This window comes from Asticcacaulis benevestitus DSM 16100 = ATCC BAA-896 (assembly GCF_000376105.1).
GTDB lineage: Bacteria > Pseudomonadota > Alphaproteobacteria > Caulobacterales > Caulobacteraceae > Asticcacaulis > Asticcacaulis benevestitus.
On sequence record NZ_AQWM01000007.1, the window covers coordinates 92,384 to 114,898 of the forward strand.

A 22,515-nucleotide genomic window follows, 5' to 3' on the forward strand; every position below is an offset into this window, starting at 1 on the left:
TTTTGGTGTATGTGGCAATGGTCGTGGACTATTGCGCCCCATCAGGGTCTCACTCAGATGTAACGCTTGCGGCCACGGGATCAATTTTACGGCGGTAGATAGAGAAGTGGTCCCAACGGCCGCTGACCTCGGCGACGCGGTCGTAATCCGCTGCCAGAACAGGTTCGACGATCTTCAGACGGTCCAATTGCGCGCAGCCAATCATGTAGTCGGTGCCGGAAAAGACGATAAAACGAGGGCGAACCGACAGAGCTTCCGCCAGCGGGTCTTTGTCGGGTGTCGGAAAGACGCACCAGAGGTGCATGGCGTTGAAGTAGCGAGCATTGGGCATGGCATGGGTGAACACATGCACATAGTGGCCACGGCTTAGAACCAACAGGGAGTCGTTGTGGCGCAGGCCTGCGGCTTTCAGACTCTGCGCAGCTCGGACATTGCCGATATAGTCCGGGCGACCGTCCGGTCCATCCGAAAACAATATCTTATGATCCATGAGAAGCGGCTGAAGGCAGGCGATAACACTATAGGCCACGATCCATGGCCGGCGCTGGTGCGGCGAAAAAGCCATGCCATGACACAGGATGCCACAAAACAGGATCAGGGCGGGCGGTATCAGGTCGTAGCCGTACCAGATCTCAGGGGACCTCAGGACCAACAAGCCAACCACAACGGCCGCGTACCAGATAAGCGTCAGTGTGATCAATGGGCCGGTAAAGACAAGCTGTAATCGCCTTAAACGCAAAAGCGCCAACACGCTGCCGGCGATCAGCACAATCACCGGCTTGATGATCGCCATGACATGCCAGAACCGCAGAATCAGCTCCGGACAGGCGCCGGCGTCTGCCGACATGTTCAATTGCGATCGCTGCACCGCCGTCATGGTAATGGCTTCGATGGCGTCACCCAAATGGCCCGCAACAGCGAAGTACAGGCCGAACGCCATGACCGGCAAGGCGGCAGCCGCACAAAAGATCAAGGACGGCCTCACGTCTTTTTTCAGCCATGCCTGCCAAACGAGCCAGCCCAGCAGACCCAGGGCTTCAAAAACCGCCGTTTGCTTGACCAGGCAAGCGCACCCGATCATTAAGCCTGCCCATCCGGCGCTGAGAAGGGCTTGCCGGCGCGCTGCCGCCACACCACTATCCAGAAGCCAGACGAAGGCGGCGATCGTAAAGGCGGCCTGAATAAGCTGACAAGGTGAAGACACACCGACAAAAAATAATGAAAAAACCGGATACAACAGACCAATCAAGACGGAAGCTTCAGGCGAGCCATGCCGCTTCATCAGTTTGTGCAGGCTATAGGCGCCCCACGCTGTGAAGAGAATTTCCAGACCTTTGATGGTCGCCAGACTGCTGCCGAACAGCATCTGGGCCACGGCGAAAATGGCGAATAGGCCGGGGGGCTTGATGTCGAAGCTGGCGCTGTAGGGTAACTCACCTTTTAGCCAGCGCGAGGCCACAACACTGTAAAAGGCTTCATCGTTATCAATGACGTGCGCAAATGGCAGACGCACAAGGCAGGTCCATAACAAGCACAGGATTCCGGCCGTGAAGGCCGGCCTGGCGGTACAGAATTGCCGGATCAGCGTGAAGGATTTTAAGATGACCAAAGGGAACCCGGAAAGAGACGTTTGTTATCTCATATTACCGTAACACTCTTAAGGTTCTGTGGACGCCTTCTGGCGCGTCATACAGAGCGCCAGTTCTCCGGAACCTTAAGGCGCATTAACCATTTAAATACCTGATTATGTGTAGGGTTCGGACATGACAACGCCGATTCGCCCCTCCCTCGCCCAGATGCTCAACCCTCAGCCGACGCCGGCCGCCAAGCCGGCTACGGACGGCAGTTTTGTCAGCGCGCTTTCGGCACAGAAGGCTTTCTTTCAGCAGATCACGGCTCCCAAGATCACGCCGGCCACCTATACCGCAGCCGACATCACCCGCGCCACGACGCCAGCGCCCGCCCCGCAGGTCAGCGCCAGCGCGCAGGACGCTGCCCAGCCGCTGCGGCGGCCGGGCTCTTACCTCAATATCGTGATCTAGCCCTTGATCTCTTTGATGACCGGCGCATGGACCAGCTCTTCGGTCACCGCCGCTGCGTTGATGCCTTCAGACAAGGGCGGAAACGGCAGCTTCTTCATCTTCTTGGCGCTGAACTTGTCTTTTTTCTTGCCCGGCTTCTTCTCGGCCTTCTCAGCCACCTTTTCCGGTTTGGGCGCCTTGAGAGCTTTCGGCGCCTTTTCCTTGCGCGGCTTGCCATCGGCTTCGCTCAGTTCGTCCTCACGCGCGTGGGTCAGCTTGCGCAGCAACTTGACGAAGCTGTCGCGCTTGGGTGGCGACAACAGGCTGAGTATCTTGTCATCAGCAGCCAAAACGCGCGGCTCCATGTCGGAGAGCGCCGTCTTGCCGGCTTCGGCGATCTGAACCAGATTGGCGCGGGCGTCGGTAGCTGAGCGCTCGCGCGCCACCAGCCCCTTGGCCAGCATGCGTGACACCAGGTCCGCCAGGGTCGAGCGGTCAATGCCGGTCACCTTGACCAGATCTGTCTGCGACAGGCCTTGTGTGCCTTCCAGCGCCTTCAGGACGGCATACTGGCGCTGGGAAAGCGCGCCTTCGCCGGCTTCAGCATTATAAATATCGAGCGCGATCTGCAAAACGCGATGCAGCAGATGCGAGGGCGAATCATCGAGCCCGTTCTTTGACATGGCTTTTTCACTATTCTTATTGTTAAGGGATTTGGATTTCTTCATGACGCCCTCCCAGGGTCCGGCCGAAACACGCTGAACCTTGTCATGATTATATGTCGCTTTCACGACAATTCAATCCGTATGCGGAATATAAACTTCAGCCATGCTTAAGCGGCTTTATCTGTAACCTGTTCATCGCTCATGCGATCAGTGATCATGTTTTTCATCAGGAAGGGCAACAGGCAGATCGACAGCAGGATCGGGCCGCCGATCATCGAGCCCATCTTCCACAGCATCCAGACGCTGTCGCTCTGCGTGCGCCAGACCACCTCATTGACCGCAGCCATGGCGAGATAGAACAGGGCGTAATAGAGGGTAAGGCGCGGCCAGGCCGCATCCTTGAGCTTGAGCGCATCGCCAAGCAGGACTTTCAGCGGCTGCTTTTTGAGCAGGAGCGCACCCAGCAAAATACCGCCGATCAGCACATCGACGATCGTCATCTTGATCTTCACGAACATCGGATCGTGGGTGAGCACGGTCAGGATGGTCATGGGAATGGTAATGACGCACGACACGAGCGGAATCCACGCAATGCGCTTTTCCATGATCAGACCGGCGATCAGGGCGATCAGCGAGGCCGCCCCAAGCGCGCCGGAGGCCCAGATCAGGGCGTCCTTTTCCGGCGCGATCTTGAGCAGCTTGTAAACGAGGAAGGTCAGGCCAAAGGCGATGAGCGGGCCATAATCGACCGCCATCTTGACGTGGTTCTGCTTCGGTGTATCCGGCTTCAAGGCCAGTTCAGGATTGGTTTCGCCGAATTTTTCCGCCGCACCGGCCAGAGCCTTATCGACAATCCTGTCACCTTCCCGGATCTCCTTGGCGAGATCGACAGGGGTGGCATCCGGTTCAGACTTTGGCGGCAGGCTCATCGCTATTCCTTATCCGAAAGGGGCTCTAACCCAACCATGGAGCGGGCAAAATCGCGCGCCTTGAAGGCGTGCAGGTCTTCGATATCTTCGCCGACGCCTATCAGCTTGATCGGGGCATCGGAGGCCTTGGCGATCGGAATGAGAATGCCGCCGCGTGCCGTACCATCCAACTTGGTCATGACGAGGCCGGAAACAAAGGCCTGACGGCCAAAAATCTGTTCCTGACTGAGCGCGTTGCGCCCCACCGTGGCGTCTAACACCAGCAGGGTTTCGTGCGGCGCCTCGGGATCGACCTTCTTGATGACCCGCACGACCTTGAGCAGTTCATCCATCAGGGCTTGCTTGTTTTGCAGGCGGCCAGCCGTATCGATCAGGACGACATCGTAGCCTTCTTCCTTCGCCTTGACGAAGCTGTCATAGGCAAGACCCGCCGCATCGGCGCCGGTCTTACGGCCCATGAAATCGGCGCCGGCGCGTTCCGACCAGACCTTGAGCTGCTCGACGGCGGCGGCGCGGAAGGTATCACCCGCCACGATCAGCACCTTGGCGCCGCTCTTGGTCAGCTTCGCGGCGATCTTGCCTAATGTTGTCGTTTTGCCGGAGCCATTGACGCCGACGAACAGCACAACATAGGGCTTGGGGCCGGAGAGCGGATCGAACGTGCCTTCGTGACCGACCAGTTCATCCGCCAGCGCCTCGGCCAGGGCCGAGCGCACGGCATTGGCATCCTTGGCAGAACTGAACTTTTGCTGTGCCATCTTGGCCGCGATGGTGGCGGATATCTGCGGGCCTAAGTCGCTTTCGACCAGCAGGTCTTCCAGCTCTTCAAGGGCGGCATCATCCAGCGCTTCCTTTTGCTGGAACACTTGCGTCACTGACTCGGTCAGGGTTTGCGAGGTGCGCGAAAGGCCCTGCGTCAGGCGCTGGAGCCAGCCAGTTTTCTTCTGTTCAGTCATATCGCTTGCTGTAGCTCAGTTTGCACGAGGCTGCCAATGACATGTTTGCCATCGTGGCCGTGGATAAAAATATCGCTGATACCGCCGACGACCGCGTCTCCGCTGAAAACCACCTCGGTAAAATCAGCGGCGCGAGCGAAGCCGGGCTTCTCGACCACGCAGGAGAGCGTGCGGCCATGCTGACGGCTGAGGTGGCGGGTGAGCGCTTCCTCCGCCTTGGCGCGCAGCCGGGCGGCGCGCTCCTTGATCAGCGGGCGGGCCAGTTGCGGCATCTTGGCGGCAGGAGTCTGCGGGCGCGGCGAATAGGGAAAGACGTGGACGAACGACAGATCGCAGGCATCGACCAGCGACACAGCGTTGGCGAACATCTCTTCTGTTTCGGTCGGGAAACCGGCGATCATATCGGCGCCGAAAGAGATATCCGGACGGACGGCGCGCACCTTCTCGACCAGAGCAATGCTATCCGCACGCAAATGCCGCCGCTTCATGCGCTTGAGGATCATGTCGTCGCCATGTTGCAGCGACAGGTGCAGATAGGGGGCGAGGCGTTCTTCTTCGGCAAAGGCGCGCAGAAGCGTATCGTCGATCTCGGCGGCATCGATGGAGGAGAGACGCAGGCGCTTGAGGTCGGGCACCAGCTTTAAGATCCGCGTCACCAGGTTGCCGAGTGGCGGCGTGCCGGGCAGGTCCGTGCCCCACGAGGTCAGGTCGACGCCGGTCAGCACGATCTCGTTATAGCCCTGCGCCACCAGTTTTTGCGTCTGGCTGATGACATCGCCCGCCGCAGCCGAGCGCGAATTGCCGCGGCCATAGGGGATGATGCAGAAGGTGCAGCGATGATCGCAGCCGTTTTGCACCTCGACAAAAGCGCGCGCGCGATCCTTCAGACCATCAATCAGATGGCCAGCGGTTTCCTGAACCGAGAAGATATCGTTGACTGTGATGCGCGCGCTATCGGGCGTCAGCTTGTAACTGCCAGCCTTTTGCTTGTCGCCGTTGCCGATGATGAAATCGACCTCAGCCATATTGGCGAAGGTGTCCGGATCGGTTTGCGCCGCGCAGCCGGTGACGATCAGCTTGGCGTCGGGGTTTTCCTTGCGGGCGCGACGAATCGCCTGACGCGCCTGGCGCACGGCTTCGCCGGTGACGGCGCAGGTGTTGAAGATGATGGCGTTGTCGAGCCCATCCTCAGCGGCGGTCTTGCGGATGACCTCGCTCTCATAGGAGTTCAGACGGCAGCCGAAGGTGACCACATCGACCTTCTTTTCATTTTCCGGGCTCACAGCGTGCCCTCAAACTCGACCTCAATCGGGCCGGTCATGATGACGTGATCATTTTCCGCCCAGGCGATATGCAGCGGCCCACCATCCATGATGACGGTGGCGGATCGGTCGGTCAGGCCGCGGCGGGCGGCGGCCACAAGCGTGGCGCAGGCGCCGGTGCCGCAAGCCATCGTGATGCCAGCGCCGCGTTCCCAGACGCGCATCCGGATGGTCTGACGATCAATGATCTGCGCGAACTCGACATTGACACCTTCGGGGAAAAGCGGATGATTTTCAATCAGCGAACCGGTGGCGGTGACATCGACGCGGTTGACATCGGCGACAAAGAAAACGACGTGCGGATTGCCCATGCTGACGGCGACCGGCGTATGATAGAGCGGCGCGTCGATCGGCCCGACCTGCAATTCAAGGCGCTCGGTATTCATTTCTTCGGAGAGCGGAATTTGGTGCCAGTCGAGGCCCGGCTTGCCCATATCGACACTGGCCGTGCCGGTCTTGGCGTCGGCGCGCAGCACGCGCGCCTTGGCCAGACCGCCCAAGGTGTCGATCTTCAGCGTCTTGTCGGAAGCATCCCGGTTCAAGTACCAGGCAACACAGCGCAGAGCATTGCCGCAGGTCTCGACCGTGCCGCCGTCATTGTTCCAGACGCGCATAAAGGCGTCGCCCTGCGGCGACCCTTCGATGCTGATAAGCTGATCAAAGCCGATACCGGACGCGCGGTCGCCCCAGGCACGGATCTGCTCCGGCGCCGGCGTAAAGGCGGTGTCGCGGGCGTCTACGACAATGAAATCGTTGCCGAGGCCGTTCATCTTGAGAAAAGGACGGGTCATTTCCGGCTTATATAGTCGTAATGGGGCTGAAAATGTAGTGCTTTCTTTAAGTTATGGGGTTTGTGGCCTGCGGCCCCAAGACTTCACCTTAATCCAATAAAAAACCCCGCCCCATTGGGGCGAGGGTTTTATTGGACTGAAGCCAGGTTTGTGGGGTCACGGACCCCACGCCCCATAACCTTAAGCGAAGCCACGCAGCCGCATCAGCGCATCACGCTGCACATCGCGGCCGAGGAAGTTGCGATAGGCCACGTCCTGCGGAAGGGTGTCACCCACGCTGAGAATAGTCTCGAAATAATGCTTGGCGGTAGGCCCTTCAAATGGCCCGCCCTCCTTCATGAACTTCTCATAGGCATCGGCCACCAGAGCGTCCGACCACAGATAGCTGTAATAACCCGCCGAATAACCGTCATCGGCGAAGATATGCGCGAACTGCGTCGGGCGGTGGCGCATGACGATTTCCTTCGGCATGTTCAGCTTGGCCAGTTCGGTCTTTTCAAACGCAACGATGTCGATATCGGTGTCGCCGGCCAGGTGATACATCATGTCGATCAGGGCACAGGCCAGGTATTCGACCGTGGCGAAGCCCTGATTGAACTTCGACGACTTCACCAGCTTGGCCTGCAATTCGGCCGGCATCGGCTTGCCGGTTTCATAGTGGATGGCGAACTGGTTCAGCACCACCGGCAGCGGCAGCCAGTGTTCGTTGAGCTGCGACGGGAACTCGACGAAATCGGTCGCCGTGTTGGTGCCGCCCTGCGATGGGTAATAGGCATTGGACGACAGGGCATGGAGCGCATGGCCGAACTCATGGAACATGGTTTCAGCGTCGTCCCATGAGATCAGGATCGGCTTGCCGGGCTCGGCCTTGATGAAGTTGCAGTTGTTCGAGCAGATGCAGATGTGGCCCAGCATATGGGACTGGCCCTGATACTCGGTTTCCCAGGCACCGGAAGACTTGCCTTCGCGCGCATACGGATCGTAATACCAGACGCCGACCTGCTTGCCGGCGCGCAGCACCTTATAAGTCGTCACATCCGGATGAAAGACCGGCACGTCGGTCACCTTGACGAACTCGAAGCCGTACATCTTGTTAGCGGTCCAGAACATGGCGTCCTGCATCTTGTCGAGCTGGAGATAGGGCTTCACTTCAGACTCGTCGAGATCGTACTTCGCCTTCTTCACCTTCTCGGAATAGAAGCGATAATCCCACGGCGCGATCGTGATTTTGGCGCCTTCACTGTCGGCGATCTTCTGCATGTCGGCCACTTCCTCGTGGACGCGGTTGACCGCCGGTCCCCAGACCGCTTCCATCAGGTTCATGGCATTTTCGGGCGTCTTGGCCATGGCGACTTCGAGGCGCCAGTGGGCGTGCGTCGGATAGCCAGAGAGCTTGGCGCGCTTGGCCCTCAGCTTGAGGATCTGGGCGCCAATCTTCTTGTTGTCCCACTGATCGTTATTGTCGCCGCGCATGATGTAGGCGGTCCACACCTTTTCACGCAGGTCACGGCGCGTTGAATAAGTGGTGAAGGGCTCCATGGCCGAGCGCGTGTTCTGCACGGCGTATAGGCCCGGCTTGCCCAGCTCCTTCGCCTTGGAAGCGAGGGCAGCAATGAAAGGCTCCGGCAGGCCGGCCAGATCGTCCTTGGTGATGAAGGTGGCCTGCGCCTCATCGTGCTTCAGGTTGTTGGCAAAGGTGTTGAACAGGGTGGCCAGTTGCTGATTGATGTCAGCCACCGCCTTCTTATGTTCGGGCGAGAGCTTGGCGCCGGCGCGGACAAAGCCGTTGTACTTCTTCCACAACAGGCGATCCTGCTGCGGATTGAGCTTGAAATGGGCGCGGTTGTTATAGACCGTCTCGATGCGCTGGAAGAGGTCGGCGTTCTGCGTGATCTCATCACCAAAAGCCGCCTTGATCGGCGACAGTTTGGCGGAAACGTCCGGGAAGCCGCCGGTCGAGAGGTTTGAGTCCCATACACTGTAAACCGAACCGACGCGATCATAGGCCGCACCGGACACTTCAAACGGCTCGATAATGCTCTCGAAGGTCGGGACCGAGCGCTTCATGGTGATCGCCTTGATCTCTGCGCGCGTGGCGTCCATGGCGGCCAGGGTGGCGGGCTCGAAATCGGCGATCTTCACCTTGTCGAAGGGCGGAACACCACCATAGGGACCGGTCCAGGGCTGGGTCAGATAAGCTGTGGCGATGGCTGCGCCTCCCATAGTTTCAGAGTGTGCAAATGTAGGGGTAACAAAAGCGGCAGCGCTGGTGCCGGCCATCAGACCGAGGGCCGTGCGGCGGTTCATATTCGACATGGTGAAGTTCTCTTAGGGGGTGACACTTTTGACTCTTTTGTGACCCATACGCCTGTTTACGACGGCTGGCAAAAATCGTAGGAATTGCAAGCTAGGCTGCATACCATATGCGGCCAAATTAAGTTTTAGTAATATAGGATACTATGTATGGCGATCGGCGTTTTTGATTCCGGCATCGGCGGTTTGAGCATCCATCGCGCGCTGGTCGACCGGATGCCCCAGGCCGATTTCATCTATCTCGCCGACCAGAAGAACACACCCTATGGCGATAAGAGCGGCGAAGAGATCGTCGAGCTGACACGTCAGGGCTGCGAAACGCTGTTCGAGGCCGGCGCCTCGCTGGTCGTGCTGGCCTGCAACACCGCCTCCGCTGTCGCGCTGCGCCGCCTGCAATCCACCTGGCTCGCGCAGTTCCGCAAAACCTACAAGCGTCCGGTCAATGTGCTGGGCATCATCGTGCCGACCATCGAGGCCGCCACGGGCTTGCCATGGGAACACGAGGCCGAGCGTCGTGGTGAAAAGATCCAGAAACTGGATGTTGTCGGTGTTTTCTCGACCGTCGCCACCGCCCGTTCACGCGTCTATGAGATCGAGATCGACAAGCGCCGTCAGGACCTGGCTGTTTTCACCGAGGCCTGTTCGGGACTGGCCGATCTGATCGAACGCGACGCACCGCGCGAAGACCTTTCGGCCAAGATCAAGGGCCACGTCGAGAGCCTGAAAATCCGCATCGGTCGCTACCCGGATCGCGCCATTCTTGGCTGCACCCATTATGAAATCGTCGCCGATCTGTTCCGCGAACACCTGCCCGCCGGCACCCCGCTGATCCATCAACCGGCGCCGGTATCAAAAGCTCTGGCCGAGTATATCGAGCGCCATCCGGAATACACCATTGGCGACACCGGCCGCCGCACCTTCCTCACCACCGGCGAACCGCGCACGCAGTCCCGCCTGATCGAAGCCTTCTGGGGGGCGCCCCTGACCTTCGAATCCGCCGCCGCCGTGGTGGGCTGATATGAGCGGACGGCTTGCGGCACTGGTGTTTATGGGGATGCTGCTGGCCGCCAGCGCGCATGCCCAGGATTCGGCCCAGACTCCAGAACCGCAAGCCTGGTCCGACGTCACCGAGGTGGTCGTGCGCGCCAAGGTCGCCGGCCCGGCCATGTGGAAACTGACGCGCGGCCAATCCAGCGTATGGGTGTTGGGTACGCTCGCCGAAACGCCGGAAAACCTGACCTGGGACACCACCCGCGTGAAGCGCCTGCTCAAGGGCGCGCACTACGTCATCGTGCCGGGCGCCTCGCGCGGCGGCGACATCGCTGGCAAGCGCTGGCTCAAAGGCTCCGAACTGCCAAGCGGCACCTATCTTTACGATCTCGTGCCGCCCGCGGCCTATGCCCGCTTTGAAAAGGTCGTGGCACACACGTCAGGTCTCAGAGCCAGCGATTACGCCTACAAGATTCCGATGCGCGCCGGCATGGAGCTTTTCTCCGATGTGCTGGCAGCCAACCATATCCGGCGCTACGACATCATGCGGCAGGTCACCGCCCTGGCCGCCAATGCCGGTGTGGCGTCACGCATCGCCTACACGGTCAATGCTGACACCCTCTCCGATCAGTGGCTCAAGCTCGATGCTGGGGCCAACAGGGCCTGCTTCAACACCTTTCTCGATGGTATAGATTATAACCTCACCGTCCTGCCGGGCATGGCGCAGGCTTGGGCGCAGGGCGACGTCAAGACCGCCCTGTCGCAGTATCGCGAGTCCGCCCTTCTGACCTGCAATCTGTCGACGCCGGAATGGGGCCAGCAATACGATGCCCTCTTCATCGGCGGCATGACCACAGCGATTGAAGAGGCGTTGAAAACCCCTGGCAAGAGCCTGGCGGTCGTGCCTTTCAGCGATCTGCTGCGCAAGGATGGCGTGCTCGATCGTCTGCGCGCCGCCGGTGTCGTGGTGACCTCACCCGCCCAATAAAAGAGTCACAGAAGTCACGTAAACTGACGTTTTCATCCCCTGGAAAATGCCATGTCCCTGAAAGCTCTTTTCCTCGCCCTGATAGTCATGCTCGCCCTGCCGCCTATGGCCGTGGCGCAGGAAGCCTGGCCGGAAACCGAGGTGGTAGTGCGCGGCAAGGCAGCGGTTGGCCCCGCCCTGTGGCGCGTTACCAAAGGCGACTCGCAGGTCATCATTCTCGGCATACTTCCGGTTTTTCCGAAGAAACAAGTGTGGAGCACGAATCGCGTCGAAGGCGCCTTGCGCGGCGCCAACCGGCTGATCACACCGGCGGACAGCAGCACCGGCATCGGTGATGCCTGGATGATGATGTCGAAGAAGGGCCTGCCCAATCGTCAGAACCTGAAAGACGCTTTGCCGCCGGAACTTTACGCCCGCTATGAGACCACAGCCAGGCGTGCCGGCGTTCCGATCAAGGATTTCGCCCGCGACAAGCCGGTCTGGGCCGGCGCCCGTCTGCGCCGCGAGGTGCTGCAAAAGCTAGCCTTAAGCGATGAAGCCACGCTGTCGACCGTGCGCCGTCTGGCCGGACAGGCGGGCGTACCGGTCAAGTCGGCCGGAAGGTATGATATAGGGCCGATCTTCAAGGCCGTAAACGCCATGGACGACAAGGCCAGTCAGGACTGCCTGCGCTACACGCTCGATGATATCGACTTCAATCTGGATCGCGCGCCTCTGGCCGCGAAAGCATGGGCGGTTGGCGATATCGCCACGGTGCGCCGCCACTATCAGGGATCGACCCTGCTGAAATGCCTGTCCGGTTCGCCGCAGGCCGCCGCCATGATGGATCGCAGCGTCACCGATTCCGCCCGCGCCGTCACCACCGCGCTCAACAAACCCGGCAAAACCGTCGCCGTCTTTCCTCTGGCGCTTTTACTGCGCAAGGGCGGCGTGCTCGATCAGTTGCGCGCGCAAGGGTATGACGTGTCGAATCCGAAGGATTAGACAAAGGCAAGGGGTCGCAGACCCCTTGACCCCGAAACTGGACCGTATCTATTTGTATAATACTAAAAAAGCCGGACCTCTAAGGGGCCCGGCTTTTTTAGTATTAAGCGATTAAACACCGTCGAGTTATGAGGTCCAGGAGGCCGCGCCTCCTGGCCTTAACCTACTCCGCCGCGATATCGATCGGCAGGCTCGTGCGGATCAGGTGATCGAAAGCCGACAGCCCCGCTTTGGAGCCTTCTCCCATCGCGATGATGATCTGCTTATACGGCACAGTCGTGGCGTCACCGGCGGCGAAGATGCCGTGCGCCGAGGTCTCACCGCGATCATTGATCTCGATTTCACCACGTGGCGACAGGTTGATGGTGCCTTTGAGCCATTCGGTATTGGGCAGCAGGCCGATCTGGACGAAGATGCCTTCCAGTTCAATCGTGTGGGCCGTATCGTGGATGCGGTCCTTGTACGACAGGGCGGTCACCTTGGCGTCATCACCGTGCACTTCGGTGGTCTGGGCGTTGGTGATCACCGTCACGTTCGGCAGGCTGTAGAGCTTGCGTTGCAGGACGGCGTCGGCGCGCAGTTCCGGGGCGAATTCGAGCAGGGTGACATGGGCCACAATGCCGGCCAGATCGATGGCCGCCTCAACGCCGGAATTGCCGCCGCCGATCACCGCCGTGCGCTTGCCCTTGAAAAGCGGACCGTCACAGTGCGGGCAGTAAGCCACGCCCTTGTTGCGGTATTGGTCTTCGCCCGGCACGCCCATCTGGCGCCAGCGTGCGCCGGTCGAGATGATGACGGTACGGGCGCGCACCGAAGCGCCGCTTTCCAGACGCACCTCAGCCAGACCGCCGGGCTCGGTGGCCGGGATCAGCGACGTCGCCTTTTGCAGGTTCATGATATCGACGTCATATTCCCTGACGTGCTGCTCCAGCGCCGTGGCCAGTTTCGGACCTTCGGTATGCGAGACCGAGATGAAGTTCTCGATCGCCATGGTATCGAGCACCTGACCACCGAAGCGCTCGGCCACCACACCGGTGCGGATACCCTTGCGGGCGGCATAGATGGCGGCGGCGGCGCCAGCGGGACCACCACCGACGATGAGCACGTCGAATTCCGACTTGGCATCGATCCTGGCGGCTTCGCGAGATTGAGCCCCCGTATCGATCTTGGCGAGGATCTGCTCCAGCCCCATGCGGCCCTGACCGAAAGGCTGGCCATTGACGAGGATGGTGGGGACCGCCATCACCTGACGCGCCTCGACCTCGCCCTGGAACAGGCCGCCGTCGATGGCGACATGCTTGATCTTGGGATTGAGCACGCTCATCAGGTTCAGCGCCTGCACCACGTCCGGGCAGTTCTGGCAGGTCAGCGAGAAGTAGGTCTCGAAGCGCAGTTCGCCGTCGATCTCCAGCGCCTTGACCTGCTCGATCACATCGGCTTCGACGCGTGGCGGGTGGCCACCGACCTGCAGCAGAGCCAGCACCAGAGAGGTGAATTCATGGCCCATCGGCAAACCGGCGAAGGTAACGCTGATCTCGGTACCGGGGCGATTGATGGCGAAGGACGGCACGCGGGCGTCGCTGCCATCGGTCTTCAGCGATACCTTGCCGGACGCCTCGACGATATCGTTCAGCAGATCCAGCATTTCGCGCGATTTCGCGCTGTCATCGACCGTGGCGACCAGTTCAATCGGCATCCGGAGATTTTCCAGATACGCTTTCAGTTGCGTCTTCATCCCTGCGTCAAGCATGGTGGTACTCCGTTAGAAAATAGGGGGAAATCATTGTCCATATTTAAGCTCTTTTTTGACGCGCAATTTAACCAAAAACCGGTAGCCACTTTTTGGATTGCGCTCGGAGAGCCCAGATAAGGAGAATGATGAGGGGAGCGAACTCCCCTCAAAGGGGCACATGGGGGAAAGCTTGTTCCCCCATGACTACCTTAGATCTTGCCGACGAGGTCGAGCGAAGGGGCCAGCGTCTTTTCGCCTTCTTCCCACTTGGCCGGGCAGACTTCGCCAGGGTGCGAGGCGACGTATTGCGCAGCCTTGACCTTGCGGAGCAGTTCGGTGGCGTTACGGCCGACGCCTTCCGAGGTGATTTCCATGAACTGGATGATGCCGTCCGGATCGACCAGGAAGGTGCCGCGGTCAGCCAGGCCAACGCCCGGACGCATCACGTCAAAGTTGTTGGTGATGGTGCCGGATTGATCGCCAACCATGTAGTAGTTGATCTTGCCGATGGCGGGCGAGGTGTCGTGCCACGCCTTGTGCGAGAAGTGTGTGTCGGTCGAAACCGAGAACACTTCGACGTTCAGCTTTTGCAGCTCCGGATAATTGTCGGCCAGGTCTTCCAGCTCGGTCGGGCAGACGAAGGTAAAGTCAGCCGGGTAGAAGAAGAAGATGGACCACTTGCCCTTGGTATCGGCGTCGGAGATGTCGACGAACTTGCCTGCCTTGTAAGCGGTGGCCTTGAAAGGCTTGATGGCGGTGTTGATGAGAGCCATGGGATATTTCCTTGATAAGAGTGGAACCGGGTTAAGCGGTACGAGGGGGACAATCGCTCAAAACAATCAATAGAGCAAATTTGTTTTATTTTATTTTTGCATAAATTTTTCTTATAGAGACGTGTGCGGACGGTTTCACGCCTGCAAGGCGCTTTCGGCGCGCAACACCGCCGAGATAGCATTGACCGTGGCGGCGATACGCAAAGCGGCCTGCACCTGCACGGCGCTGACGCCATGGCCACGCAACACTTTTTCGTGGCTATCCATGCACAGGCCGCAGGCATTGACCGCCGAGACCGCCAGCGCCCATAGCTCGAAATCGACCTTATCGACGCCGGGATTGGTCAGGGCGTTCATGCGCAGACCCGAACGCAGCGTCTCGTAGTTTTTGTTGTGCATCAGATGCAGGGCGCGGAAATAGACATTGTTCATGCCCATGATCGCCGCGGCGGCCTTGGCGGCGGTGACGGCTTCCGGCGTCAGCGCTTGCGCGGCGGCGGTCTCGATGTTCTGCACCACCGCCGGCACACCGATCGCATGGGCGCACGCCAGAAAGGTGCCCCACTTCTGCTGATCACTCAGCAACGTTTCCGCCAGCAGATTGCTCAGATTGAGCGACAGGTCGCGGCCATAGGCAGGGATCAGGCTTTGCAGTGTTTCAACAGACATGGCGGTCACTCGACTTTGAATTAAACGTGGTTATGAATTTTGACAATTCAATAAATTGATCTTATATTGCCTTCATGCTCCCCACCCTCAGACAATTGCAATATCTTAAACTGCTGGCCGAACATAAGAGTTTTGGTGGCGCAGCGGAAGCTGCCTTCGTATCGCAGCCGGCGCTATCCTCCGGCATCGCCGAACTGGAGAAAATCCTGGGTGTACGCGTGGTCGATCGCTCGCGCGGCCAGGTCATCCTGACCGCCGTCGGGGAAGAAATGCTCAAGCGCTCGGAAGATATTCTGGCGCGCACGGAAGATCTGGTCGAGGCGGCGCGCGGCGCCAACCGGCCCCTCACCGGCCGTTTCCGGCTGGGGGTCATCCCGACCGTGGCGCCCTTCCTGCTGCCCAAGGCCCTGCTCAAACTGCGCCACGAATTTCCCGACCTGCGGCTGTTCCTGCGCGAAGACCAGACGGCGCGCCTGATTACCTCGCTCAAATCCGGCGCGCTCGATGCCGCCGTCATCGCCCTGCCCTACGATCTGTCGGGGCTGGACAGCGCCTTTATTTGCAAGGACGAGATCGTGGCGGCCACGCCTTTCGGCCACCATCTGTCGATGGGATCGCGCATCTCACCGGAAGACCTGAAACACGAAGAACTGATCCTGCTGGAGGATGGTCACTGCCTGCGCGATCATGCCCTGGCCGCCTGTTCGTGGACCTCGCCTACCGGCACCTCGGAATCGCTGTCGACCTATACGGCTTCGCACGGCGGGGGCTTCGCGGCGACGTCGCTCAATACCCTGGTGCAAATGGTCGGCTCCGGCCTTGGTGTGTCGCTGCTGCCGGCCATGGCGGTCGAATCGGGCCTGATCAAGTCGTCCGAGGTCAGTGTGCGGCCTCTTGCGTCCGATCACGCCTTCCGCGATATTGTCGTCATCTGGCGCGCCGGTTCGAGCCGTGCTGCCGAGGCCCGGTTGCTGGCCGAAAAGCTCAAGGAATAGACCATGCGGATCGCTGCCGTTCTGTTCGCCCTCTTGGCCTTAAGCGCCTGTTCGGAACCCGCCGAGCCGGAACCTCAACCGGTATCGGTCGCCGCACCACCGCCGGTGATCGACCTGTGGCCGGGTAAGTACGAAGGCGACCTTATGGTGCGCATCAATGGCACACCGGGCGCGCATAAGGTGACTTTGGTCGCGGCCCAGGCCGATGGCTGCACCGGCGATATCGGCCTGGCCGGCGGCGAACCGGCGAAGGACGTCTCACCCACCGAACTCAGCCTGACGCTCAAGCCGGCCGACACGACCACCTGCTCGATCCGCATCGTCAAGACCGGCGACAAGCTGACCGTGAGCGAACAGGGCGTCTGCACCACCTATCACGGCCTGTCGTGTACGTTTGACGGAACCGCCGTGAGGATGAAGTAGCCTTTACTCCGGCACATTCGCCTTCAACTCATCCAGCCAGATTTTCGCGTTGCCATCGCTCGGGGCGCGCCAGTCGCCACGCGGGCTGAGCGCGCCGCCGGAGATCAGTTTCGGACCATTGGGCACCGCTGAGCGCTTGAACTGCGAAAGTGTAAAGAAGCGCAACAGGAACAATTCCAGCCATTTCCGGATTTCCGGAAGCGTGTATTTGTCCTTCCACGCCTGGTAACTCAGAAAAGCGACCTTGGACGGTTTCAGACCATAGCGCGTGATGTAATAGAGGTTGAAATCCTGAAGCTCATAAGGCCCCACCTTGTCCTCGGTACGCTGGATCACGCCGGCTTCGATCGGCACAAGTTCCGGCGAGATTTCACGCTCCAGAACCGATTGCAGGATGCGGCCAGTCCTGGCGTCGAACTCCTTGGCCGCCGCCCAGCGGATCAGGTGCTGGATCAGGGTTTTCGGTGCGCCACAATTGACATTGTAATGGCTCATATGATCGCCGACGCCATAGGTGCACCAGCCGAGCGCCAGTTCCGACAGATCGCCGGTACCGACAACGAAGCCCTTCTTTTCGCCCGCCAGTCGGAAAAGGAAGTCGGTGCGCAAACCCGCCTGCACATTCTCAAAATTGACATCGTAGACACGCTCGCCGCGTGAGAACGGGTGGCCTATATCGAGCAGCATGCGCTTGGCTGCCGGTCGGATATCGAGCACTTCGGAAGAGATACCGAGCGCCTTCATCAGTTTTAGTGCGTCATTGCGTGAGCCGGTCGAGGTGCCGAAACCGGGCATCGTATACCCGTGAATATTGGTGCGCGGAATACCCAGACGATCGAACGCCTTGCACGCCACGATCACCGCATGGGTTGAATCGAGCCCGCCTGAAATACCGATGACGACATTCTGCGTATGGCTGGTGGAGAGCCGCTGCATCAGGCCATGAACCTGAATGTTGAAGGCCTCGTAACAATCTTCGTCGAGTCGTTCCTTATCGGCTGGCACGTAGGGAAAACGCGGCACGGAGCGATGGAAATCGGTTAAGTTGTGAGGCGTGTAGGAGAATGTGCGAAACATATCCTGGTTCGCGGCAGAAAATACTCGCGCATCATTAAACGTGCCGTTTCGTAGCCTGTCCTGTATTATGCGGTTCACATCAATATCAGCCAAGGTCATTGTGTCCGATGTAAAGCGTTCGCCTTCAGCCAACAAATCGCCCATTTCGTAGATCAATGACTGCCCATCCCACGCGAGATCCGTCGTCGATTCCCCTGGCCCTGCTGCACTATAGGCGTAGCAACATATCAAGCGTTCGGACGTGGCCGCGCACAATCTCTTGCGGGCCCGAGATTTGCCAACCACAACCGGCGAAGCCGACAGGTTCACAATTATCGTCGCTCCATTCAATGCCAGCCGTGTGGAAGGCGTTACGGGTGACCAGACGTCTTCGCAAATTTCCACACCAAAGCTAAAAGCTTCGAAACCGTACGCTCTGAAAACAGGCACCTTGGAATCAACGAAAAGAGCATATCCGCGTCCTTTAGAGTCTTTCAGCATTGGCGCTTCCCCCATCAACTGAGAACCGGAAGCGAAATATCGCTTTTCATAATATTCTCGGTAATTTGGCAGATAAGTTTTGGGAACGATCCCTATGCAGTTTCCGCGATGCAAAATTGCGGCACAGTTATATATCGCTCCGCTAATGATTAGCGGAACTCCAACGATCAGTATGGATCTTATGTTCTCACTTTCGCGGATCAGCGCTTCTAGCGCTTCTTTGCAAGATTCAAGTAGAACTTCCTGCGTGAACAGATCGTCAATGGCATAAGCGCTCAAACTCAGTTCCGGAAAGACGACCAGATCAGCGCCGGCCTCATCGGCGCGTTTCGCCAGCGAAATATGCTCCGCCAGATTGGCCTGCGGGTCAGCGATATGCACTTTCGGCGTCACGCAGGCGATCCGGACGAAGCCATGCGTGGCCGGCGAGAGGAAGGTTTGCATTTCGTCGGTCATTTTTGGGTATCTCTGCTAAATTTGATCCAAAGATAGGTCTTATAGTTTGAAAAATCAAAAAATCCTGCTGATAAAAGCAGAAAATAACCTGTAAATATGCAAAACAGACAGTCAGGCCACGACAAGTTCATTTTATGGTTTCTAACGATACCACCTCGCGCCCGGCTTTTTTATCTCCACCACCATTTTTTGAAAGCGCAGGGTCTAAGCCTCTGTTATGGGAGGCCATCATGACCGTTACGTTTCAAGACATCGAAGCCGCCGCAGAACGCATCAAGGGCCACGTCGTCCGCACACCCTGCACCTTTTCACAGCGCCTCAGCGCCTCGACGCGCACCAAGGTCTGGATCAAGTCGGAAAACCAGCAATACACCTCGGCCTTCAAGGAACGCGGCGCGCTCAACAAGCTGCTGCAACTGAGCGATGACGAGCGCAGCCGCGGCGTCTTCGCGGCGTCCGCCGGCAACCACGCGCAAGGCCTGGCCTACCACGCCCAGCGCCTGGGCATCCCGGCCACCATCGTCATGCCGGTCGGCACCCCCTTCGTGAAGGTGCAGAAGACGCAGAGCTTCGGCGCTAATATCGTAATCGAAGGCGCCACCTACGATGAATCCTCGGCCATCGCCCAGAAGCAGTGCACGGAAAAAGGCGGCGTTTACGTCCATCCGTTCAACGACCGCGACGTCCTCATCGGTCAGGGCACGCTGGTCATCGAAATGCTGGAAGACGCGCCAGAACTCGACGTCATTCTGGTGCCGATCGGCGGCGGCGGGCTGATCGCCGGCGCGGCCATCGCCGCCAAGGCCATCAAGCCTTGGATCAAGGTGATTGGCGTCGAAGCGGCCATGTTCCCCTCCTTCACCGCCCGCCGGCGCAACATGCCGATCCCCATGGGCGGCGCCACCATCGCCGAAGGCATCGCCGTGCGTGAGGTCGGTGACATCAGTTTCAACCTCGCCAATCCGCTGGTCGATGACGTGCTGATCATCGATGAGGCCGATTTCGAGCGCGGCATCGCCGCCTACGCCAATATCGAGAAAACCATAGCCGAAGGCGCCGGCGCCGCCGGTCTGGCCGCCGTCATGCGCTTTCCGGAAAAGTTCGAGGGGCTGAATGTCGGCCTGATCCTGTGCGGCGGCAATATCGACCTGCGCCTGCTGGCCTCGGTGCTGCAACGCGAACTGGTGCGCGAAAAACGGCTTGTCACCTACCGAATCCTGGGCGACGATCGCCCCGGCATGTTATCGCTGATGGCCGATGTGATCTCGTCCAAAGGGGGCAACATCGTCGATGTGGCGCACAATCGGCTGGTGCTCGATGTACCCGCCAAGGGCGCCGAATTCGACATTATGGTGGAAACCCAGGACGCCCGCCACGCCTTTGAAATATCAGAAGCCCTCAGGAGCACCGGTTATGCCTTACGTATGGACTAAAAAGTCTGGCGCATGGATTAAAAAGACCTCCATTTTCGCTATCGCTTTCATTCTTACCGCATGTGGACAAGCCATGGACAAGACCCAAGCCCAAACTCCCGATCAGATTTCTGTCGCCGAACAGAACCTCAAAACCGGTCAGGACTTCCTGGCGAAGACCGCAGCCGTGCCCGGCGTCGTCACCCTGCCGTCGGGCGTGCTGTACAAGACCGTATCGCGCTCACAAAATCCCGGCGCACAGCCGACCGTGGCCGACAACGTGACCATCCACTATGAGGGCACGCTGCTCGATGGTTCGGTGTTCGATTCGTCCTACAAGCGCAATGAACCGGCTACCTTCCCGCTCGGCCGCCTGATCTCCGCCTGGCAGCAGGTCATCCCGCTGATGCATGTGGGTGACGAAATCGTCCTCTACACGCCGCCGACCGCCGCCTATGGCGAGCGCGACCTTGGCGAGATCCCGCCCAACTCGACGCTGATCTTCCGCGTGCAGCTTCTCGGCATCGGCGGTCAGTAATGCGCTCAGTTATGCACTTTGGCCTGATCGCCGGCCTAGCCCTGCTCACCCTGACGGCTTGCGGCCGCTCCGCCAGCACCAGCGAACAACTGGAAGCCATGCAGGCCTCGGCCGATGCCATGGCCGCGCAAAACCTGAAAGACGGCGAAGCTTTCCTGGTCGAAACGGCCAAGCAGCCCGGCATCATCAAGTTGCCGTCGGGCGTGATGTACAAGATCGTGTCGCGCGCAGCCACACCCGGCGCGCAGCCCACGATCAATGACACCGTCAAGATCAATTACGAAGGCAAGCTGTTGAACGGCAAGGTGTTCGATTCGTCCTATGACCGTCACGAAGCGGCAGAATTCCCGCTTGGCCGCCTGATCCCCGCCTGGCAAGAGGTTATCCCGCTTCTGCACGTCGGCGATGAGGTGACCCTCTATACACCACCGTCCTCCGGCTATGGCGAGCGCGATGCCGGTGATATCCCGCCCAACAGCACGCTTATCTTCCGGATACAGCTTCTCGGCGTTCAGGGGAAATAGGCTGTTCAGTTAGACAGCGCCGCAGCACGCGCGTCGAGCAAGGCCGTGCCGACCGCTTGTTGCGTAGCGGGACCGGCATCATTGGCGACGACGGCGCAAACCACACCGGCCTTTTTATCGACCAGTATTTCGCCATACCAAACCGTGTTGGAGCCATTGTGCCACAAGGCGCCATCAGGCCGCACGATCCAGCCCAGCGCGTAATCACCGCCGAAGGGCGGCGTATGCAGGGTCTGCCATGACTCAGGCTTGAGGAAGGCGCGCGGCTCGTCACGATGGGCGCAGAGATAGGTGATCATATCGCGCAGGCTCATATGGACGCGCCCCGCCGGTCCGAGCGCCACCGGATTATCGTTGACCAAACCTGGGCCAACCAGCGCCGGCTTACGCTTTTCACCCGCAGCGATATGCCCCAGCGGCTGGTCGATCAGACCGGGATGACCCGGCGCGCCGAAACCCGCCGAGGACAATTGCAACGGCTTGAACACATAGTTTTTAATCAGGTCTTCCCACGCCTGTCCGGTGACCGTTTCAAGCATGACCCCGACGACGATATAGCCATTGTTGCTGTAGACCATTTGCGCGGCCAGCGGCCCGACCGGTGCCTGCGCCAGGGCTTCCATCGCATATTTCAGACGCTCTGGCTTGACGTCCGGCAGCGGATCGCGCGCATAGCCGGCGAGATGCAGGACGTCGATATTGGGCTGCAAACCGGCACGATGGCTCAGCAGGTGCAGAAAGGTGGCGTCTTTGTAGGCGGCGTGCATATCGGGCACCTTGGCGCCCAACACCGAGCCGACGCTGGTTTGCCAGGTCACCACGCCAGCCTCGACCAGCCGCGCCACCAGGGTCGCCGTCATAGACTTGGTGATCGATCCCCAGTGCCACTGATCCTCCGCCGTAACCGCTTGTGTGCTTTCCGATGAGCGCAGCCCATCGACGAGAATACGCGGACCGTCTGTGCGCTTCCATGCCGCGCCCATGGCCGGCGTCTGGGCCTTGGCGCGCAAACCTTGTAGCAGTGCAAGCGTCAGGGGCTCGGCGGCGCCACTCTCTTCGATAACCTCACCACGGTGCAGGGATAACGGCCGGGGCTGGTTCATCTGGGTAAAGGTGCCCTCGATGTGGTCGGCATCCTTGAGCCGCCCCTCAAAGCGCGCCTTAATAGCGGTGAAGGTCAGGGTGAGCTTGTCGCCTTCGAGCATAATGCCATCGGCGGGGATCTCGGCATTGCCCTGATCAAGACTGATCACCTTGGCGGTCTTGTCGTCGGTCACGATAAAGCGCAGGCGCAAGGACGCAGAACCGATCGACAGCTTGCCGGACCACGTGCCGATGAGCGAACTTCCGGCGGCATGGGCGCTACCGCCAATACCGGCCGCTACGGCTATTGCCAGCCAGCTTTTCAGATGTCCGCGACGCGATATAGCCATGATGTCCCCCTGCTTGCTGCTCGTTTATGCAGCATACAGGGGCA

At 59.5% G+C, this 22,515-nt stretch carries 21 protein-coding genes; 9 read left to right on the plus strand and 12 right to left on the minus strand.

Annotated elements, in window-relative coordinates; all coding sequences use genetic code 11:
- Nucleotides 1-49: 49 nt before the first annotated feature.
- Nucleotides 50-1,513: an ArnT family glycosyltransferase gene (locus tag B060_RS0110610; RefSeq protein ID WP_155847608.1), complete on the minus strand. Its 1,464-nt coding sequence runs from the start codon at nt 1,511-1,513 to the stop codon at nt 50-52.
- Between the two features lie 250 nt (nt 1,514-1,763).
- Here B060_RS0110610 and B060_RS0110615 point away from each other — a divergent pair, with 250 nt between their 5' ends.
- On the plus strand, nt 1,764-2,042 hold the full coding sequence (locus tag B060_RS0110615; RefSeq protein WP_023447280.1) for a hypothetical protein: 279 nt from the start codon (nt 1,764-1,766) through the stop codon (nt 2,040-2,042).
- Here the strand turns inward: B060_RS0110615 and B060_RS0110620 are convergent.
- The 6 genes from B060_RS0110620 to B060_RS0110645 form a co-directional block, all read right to left on the minus strand.
- Nucleotides 2,039-2,749, minus strand: coding sequence for a MarR family winged helix-turn-helix transcriptional regulator (locus B060_RS0110620; protein ID WP_035422952.1), 711 nt, complete (start codon nt 2,747-2,749; stop codon nt 2,039-2,041). The two genes, B060_RS0110615 and B060_RS0110620, sit on opposite strands and share 4 nt — an antisense overlap.
- 104 nt (nt 2,750-2,853) lie before the next feature.
- Nucleotides 2,854-3,615 (minus strand): inner membrane-spanning protein YciB, encoded by a 762-nt coding sequence (locus B060_RS24245; protein ID WP_018081766.1) that lies wholly within the window; start codon nt 3,613-3,615, stop codon nt 2,854-2,856.
- 2 nt (nt 3,616-3,617) lie between these two features.
- The gene (gene ftsY / locus B060_RS0110630) at nt 3,618-4,571 is read right to left on the minus strand and encodes a signal recognition particle-docking protein FtsY (protein ID WP_018081767.1); all 954 of its coding nucleotides are present in this window, start codon (nt 4,569-4,571) and stop codon (nt 3,618-3,620) included.
- Nucleotides 4,568-5,854, minus strand: a complete 1,287-nt coding sequence (gene mtaB / locus B060_RS0110635; protein ID WP_018081768.1) for a tRNA (N(6)-L-threonylcarbamoyladenosine(37)-C(2))-methylthiotransferase MtaB — start codon at nt 5,852-5,854, stop codon at nt 4,568-4,570. Before mtaB ends, ftsY begins: the two co-directional genes overlap by 4 nt.
- Complete coding sequence (gene dapF, locus B060_RS0110640) at nt 5,851-6,684, minus strand: diaminopimelate epimerase (RefSeq protein ID WP_018081769.1); 834 nt, start codon at nt 6,682-6,684, stop codon at nt 5,851-5,853. Before dapF ends, mtaB begins: the two co-directional genes overlap by 4 nt.
- 180 nt (nt 6,685-6,864) lie before the next feature.
- A complete protein-coding gene (locus tag B060_RS0110645) occupies nt 6,865-9,000 on the minus strand; it encodes a M3 family metallopeptidase (RefSeq protein ID WP_018081770.1) in 2,136 nt (711 codons plus the stop codon).
- Nucleotides 9,001-9,147: 147 nt separating this feature from the next.
- On the opposite strand from B060_RS0110645, the gene B060_RS0110650 reads away from it, so the two are divergent.
- Genes B060_RS0110650 through B060_RS0110660 form a run of 3 tightly spaced genes read left to right on the plus strand, consistent with a single transcriptional unit; the run spans nt 9,148 to nt 11,959 of the window.
- Nucleotides 9,148-10,014 (plus strand): glutamate racemase, encoded by an 867-nt coding sequence (locus B060_RS0110650; protein WP_018081771.1) that lies wholly within the window; start codon nt 9,148-9,150, stop codon nt 10,012-10,014.
- Nucleotide 10,015: 1 nt separating this feature from the next.
- Entirely contained in the window at nt 10,016-10,975 is a 960-nt protein-coding gene (locus B060_RS0110655; protein WP_081606836.1) for a TraB/GumN family protein, read from the plus strand.
- A gap of 51 nt (nt 10,976-11,026) precedes the next feature.
- On the plus strand, nt 11,027-11,959 hold the full coding sequence (locus B060_RS0110660) for a TraB/GumN family protein (protein WP_018081773.1): 933 nt from the start codon (nt 11,027-11,029) through the stop codon (nt 11,957-11,959).
- 163 nt (nt 11,960-12,122) lie between these two features.
- Here the strand turns inward: B060_RS0110660 and ahpF are convergent, their stop codons facing one another.
- The 3 genes from ahpF to ahpD all read right to left on the minus strand — a co-directional run bounded on the left by ahpF (nt 12,123) and on the right by ahpD (nt 15,133).
- Nucleotides 12,123-13,709 carry an alkyl hydroperoxide reductase subunit F gene (ahpF, locus tag B060_RS0110665; RefSeq protein ID WP_026172747.1) on the minus strand — a complete coding sequence of 529 codons (1,587 nt, stop codon included), beginning with the start codon at nt 13,707-13,709 and terminating at the stop codon, nt 12,123-12,125.
- A gap of 191 nt (nt 13,710-13,900) precedes the next feature.
- Nucleotides 13,901-14,464, minus strand: coding sequence for an alkyl hydroperoxide reductase subunit C (gene ahpC, locus B060_RS0110670; RefSeq protein ID WP_018081775.1), 564 nt, complete (start codon nt 14,462-14,464; stop codon nt 13,901-13,903).
- Between the two features lie 135 nt (nt 14,465-14,599).
- The gene (ahpD, locus tag B060_RS0110675) at nt 14,600-15,133 is read right to left on the minus strand and encodes an alkylhydroperoxidase, AhpD family (RefSeq protein WP_018081776.1); all 534 of its coding nucleotides are present in this window, start codon (nt 15,131-15,133) and stop codon (nt 14,600-14,602) included.
- Nucleotides 15,134-15,207: 74 nt separating this feature from the next.
- Here ahpD and B060_RS0110680 point away from each other — a divergent pair, with 74 nt between their 5' ends.
- Both B060_RS0110680 and B060_RS0110685 read left to right on the plus strand, forming a co-directional pair.
- Nucleotides 15,208-16,128, plus strand: coding sequence for a hydrogen peroxide-inducible genes activator (locus B060_RS0110680; protein WP_026172748.1), 921 nt, complete (start codon nt 15,208-15,210; stop codon nt 16,126-16,128).
- Between the two features lie 3 nt (nt 16,129-16,131).
- Nucleotides 16,132-16,551 carry a hypothetical protein gene (locus B060_RS0110685; protein WP_018081778.1) on the plus strand — a complete coding sequence of 140 codons (420 nt, stop codon included), beginning with the start codon at nt 16,132-16,134 and terminating at the stop codon, nt 16,549-16,551.
- Nucleotides 16,552-16,554: 3 nt separating this feature from the next.
- Here B060_RS0110685 and B060_RS0110690 read toward each other — a convergent pair whose 3' ends face one another.
- Nucleotides 16,555-18,564 (minus strand): NAD(+) synthase, encoded by a 2,010-nt coding sequence (locus B060_RS0110690; RefSeq protein ID WP_018081779.1) that lies wholly within the window; start codon nt 18,562-18,564, stop codon nt 16,555-16,557.
- 230 nt (nt 18,565-18,794) lie between these two features.
- On the opposite strand from B060_RS0110690, the gene B060_RS0110695 reads away from it, so the two are divergent.
- The 3 genes from B060_RS0110695 to B060_RS0110705 all read left to right on the plus strand — a co-directional run bounded on the left by B060_RS0110695 (nt 18,795) and on the right by B060_RS0110705 (nt 21,038).
- Nucleotides 18,795-19,997 carry a threonine ammonia-lyase gene (locus B060_RS0110695; RefSeq protein WP_018081780.1) on the plus strand — a complete coding sequence of 401 codons (1,203 nt, stop codon included), beginning with the start codon at nt 18,795-18,797 and terminating at the stop codon, nt 19,995-19,997.
- Between the two features lie 73 nt (nt 19,998-20,070).
- Nucleotides 20,071-20,514, plus strand: a complete 444-nt coding sequence (locus tag B060_RS0110700) for an FKBP-type peptidyl-prolyl cis-trans isomerase (RefSeq protein WP_018081781.1) — start codon at nt 20,071-20,073, stop codon at nt 20,512-20,514.
- Entirely contained in the window at nt 20,514-21,038 is a 525-nt protein-coding gene (locus tag B060_RS0110705) for an FKBP-type peptidyl-prolyl cis-trans isomerase (protein ID WP_018081782.1), read from the plus strand. Before B060_RS0110700 ends, B060_RS0110705 begins: the two co-directional genes overlap by 1 nt.
- A 5-nt stretch (nt 21,039-21,043) precedes the next feature.
- On the opposite strand, the gene B060_RS0110710 is transcribed toward B060_RS0110705, so the two are convergent.
- A complete protein-coding gene (locus B060_RS0110710; RefSeq protein ID WP_018081783.1) occupies nt 21,044-22,471 on the minus strand; it encodes a serine hydrolase domain-containing protein in 1,428 nt (475 codons plus the stop codon).
- Nucleotides 22,472-22,515 lie beyond the last annotated feature (44 nt).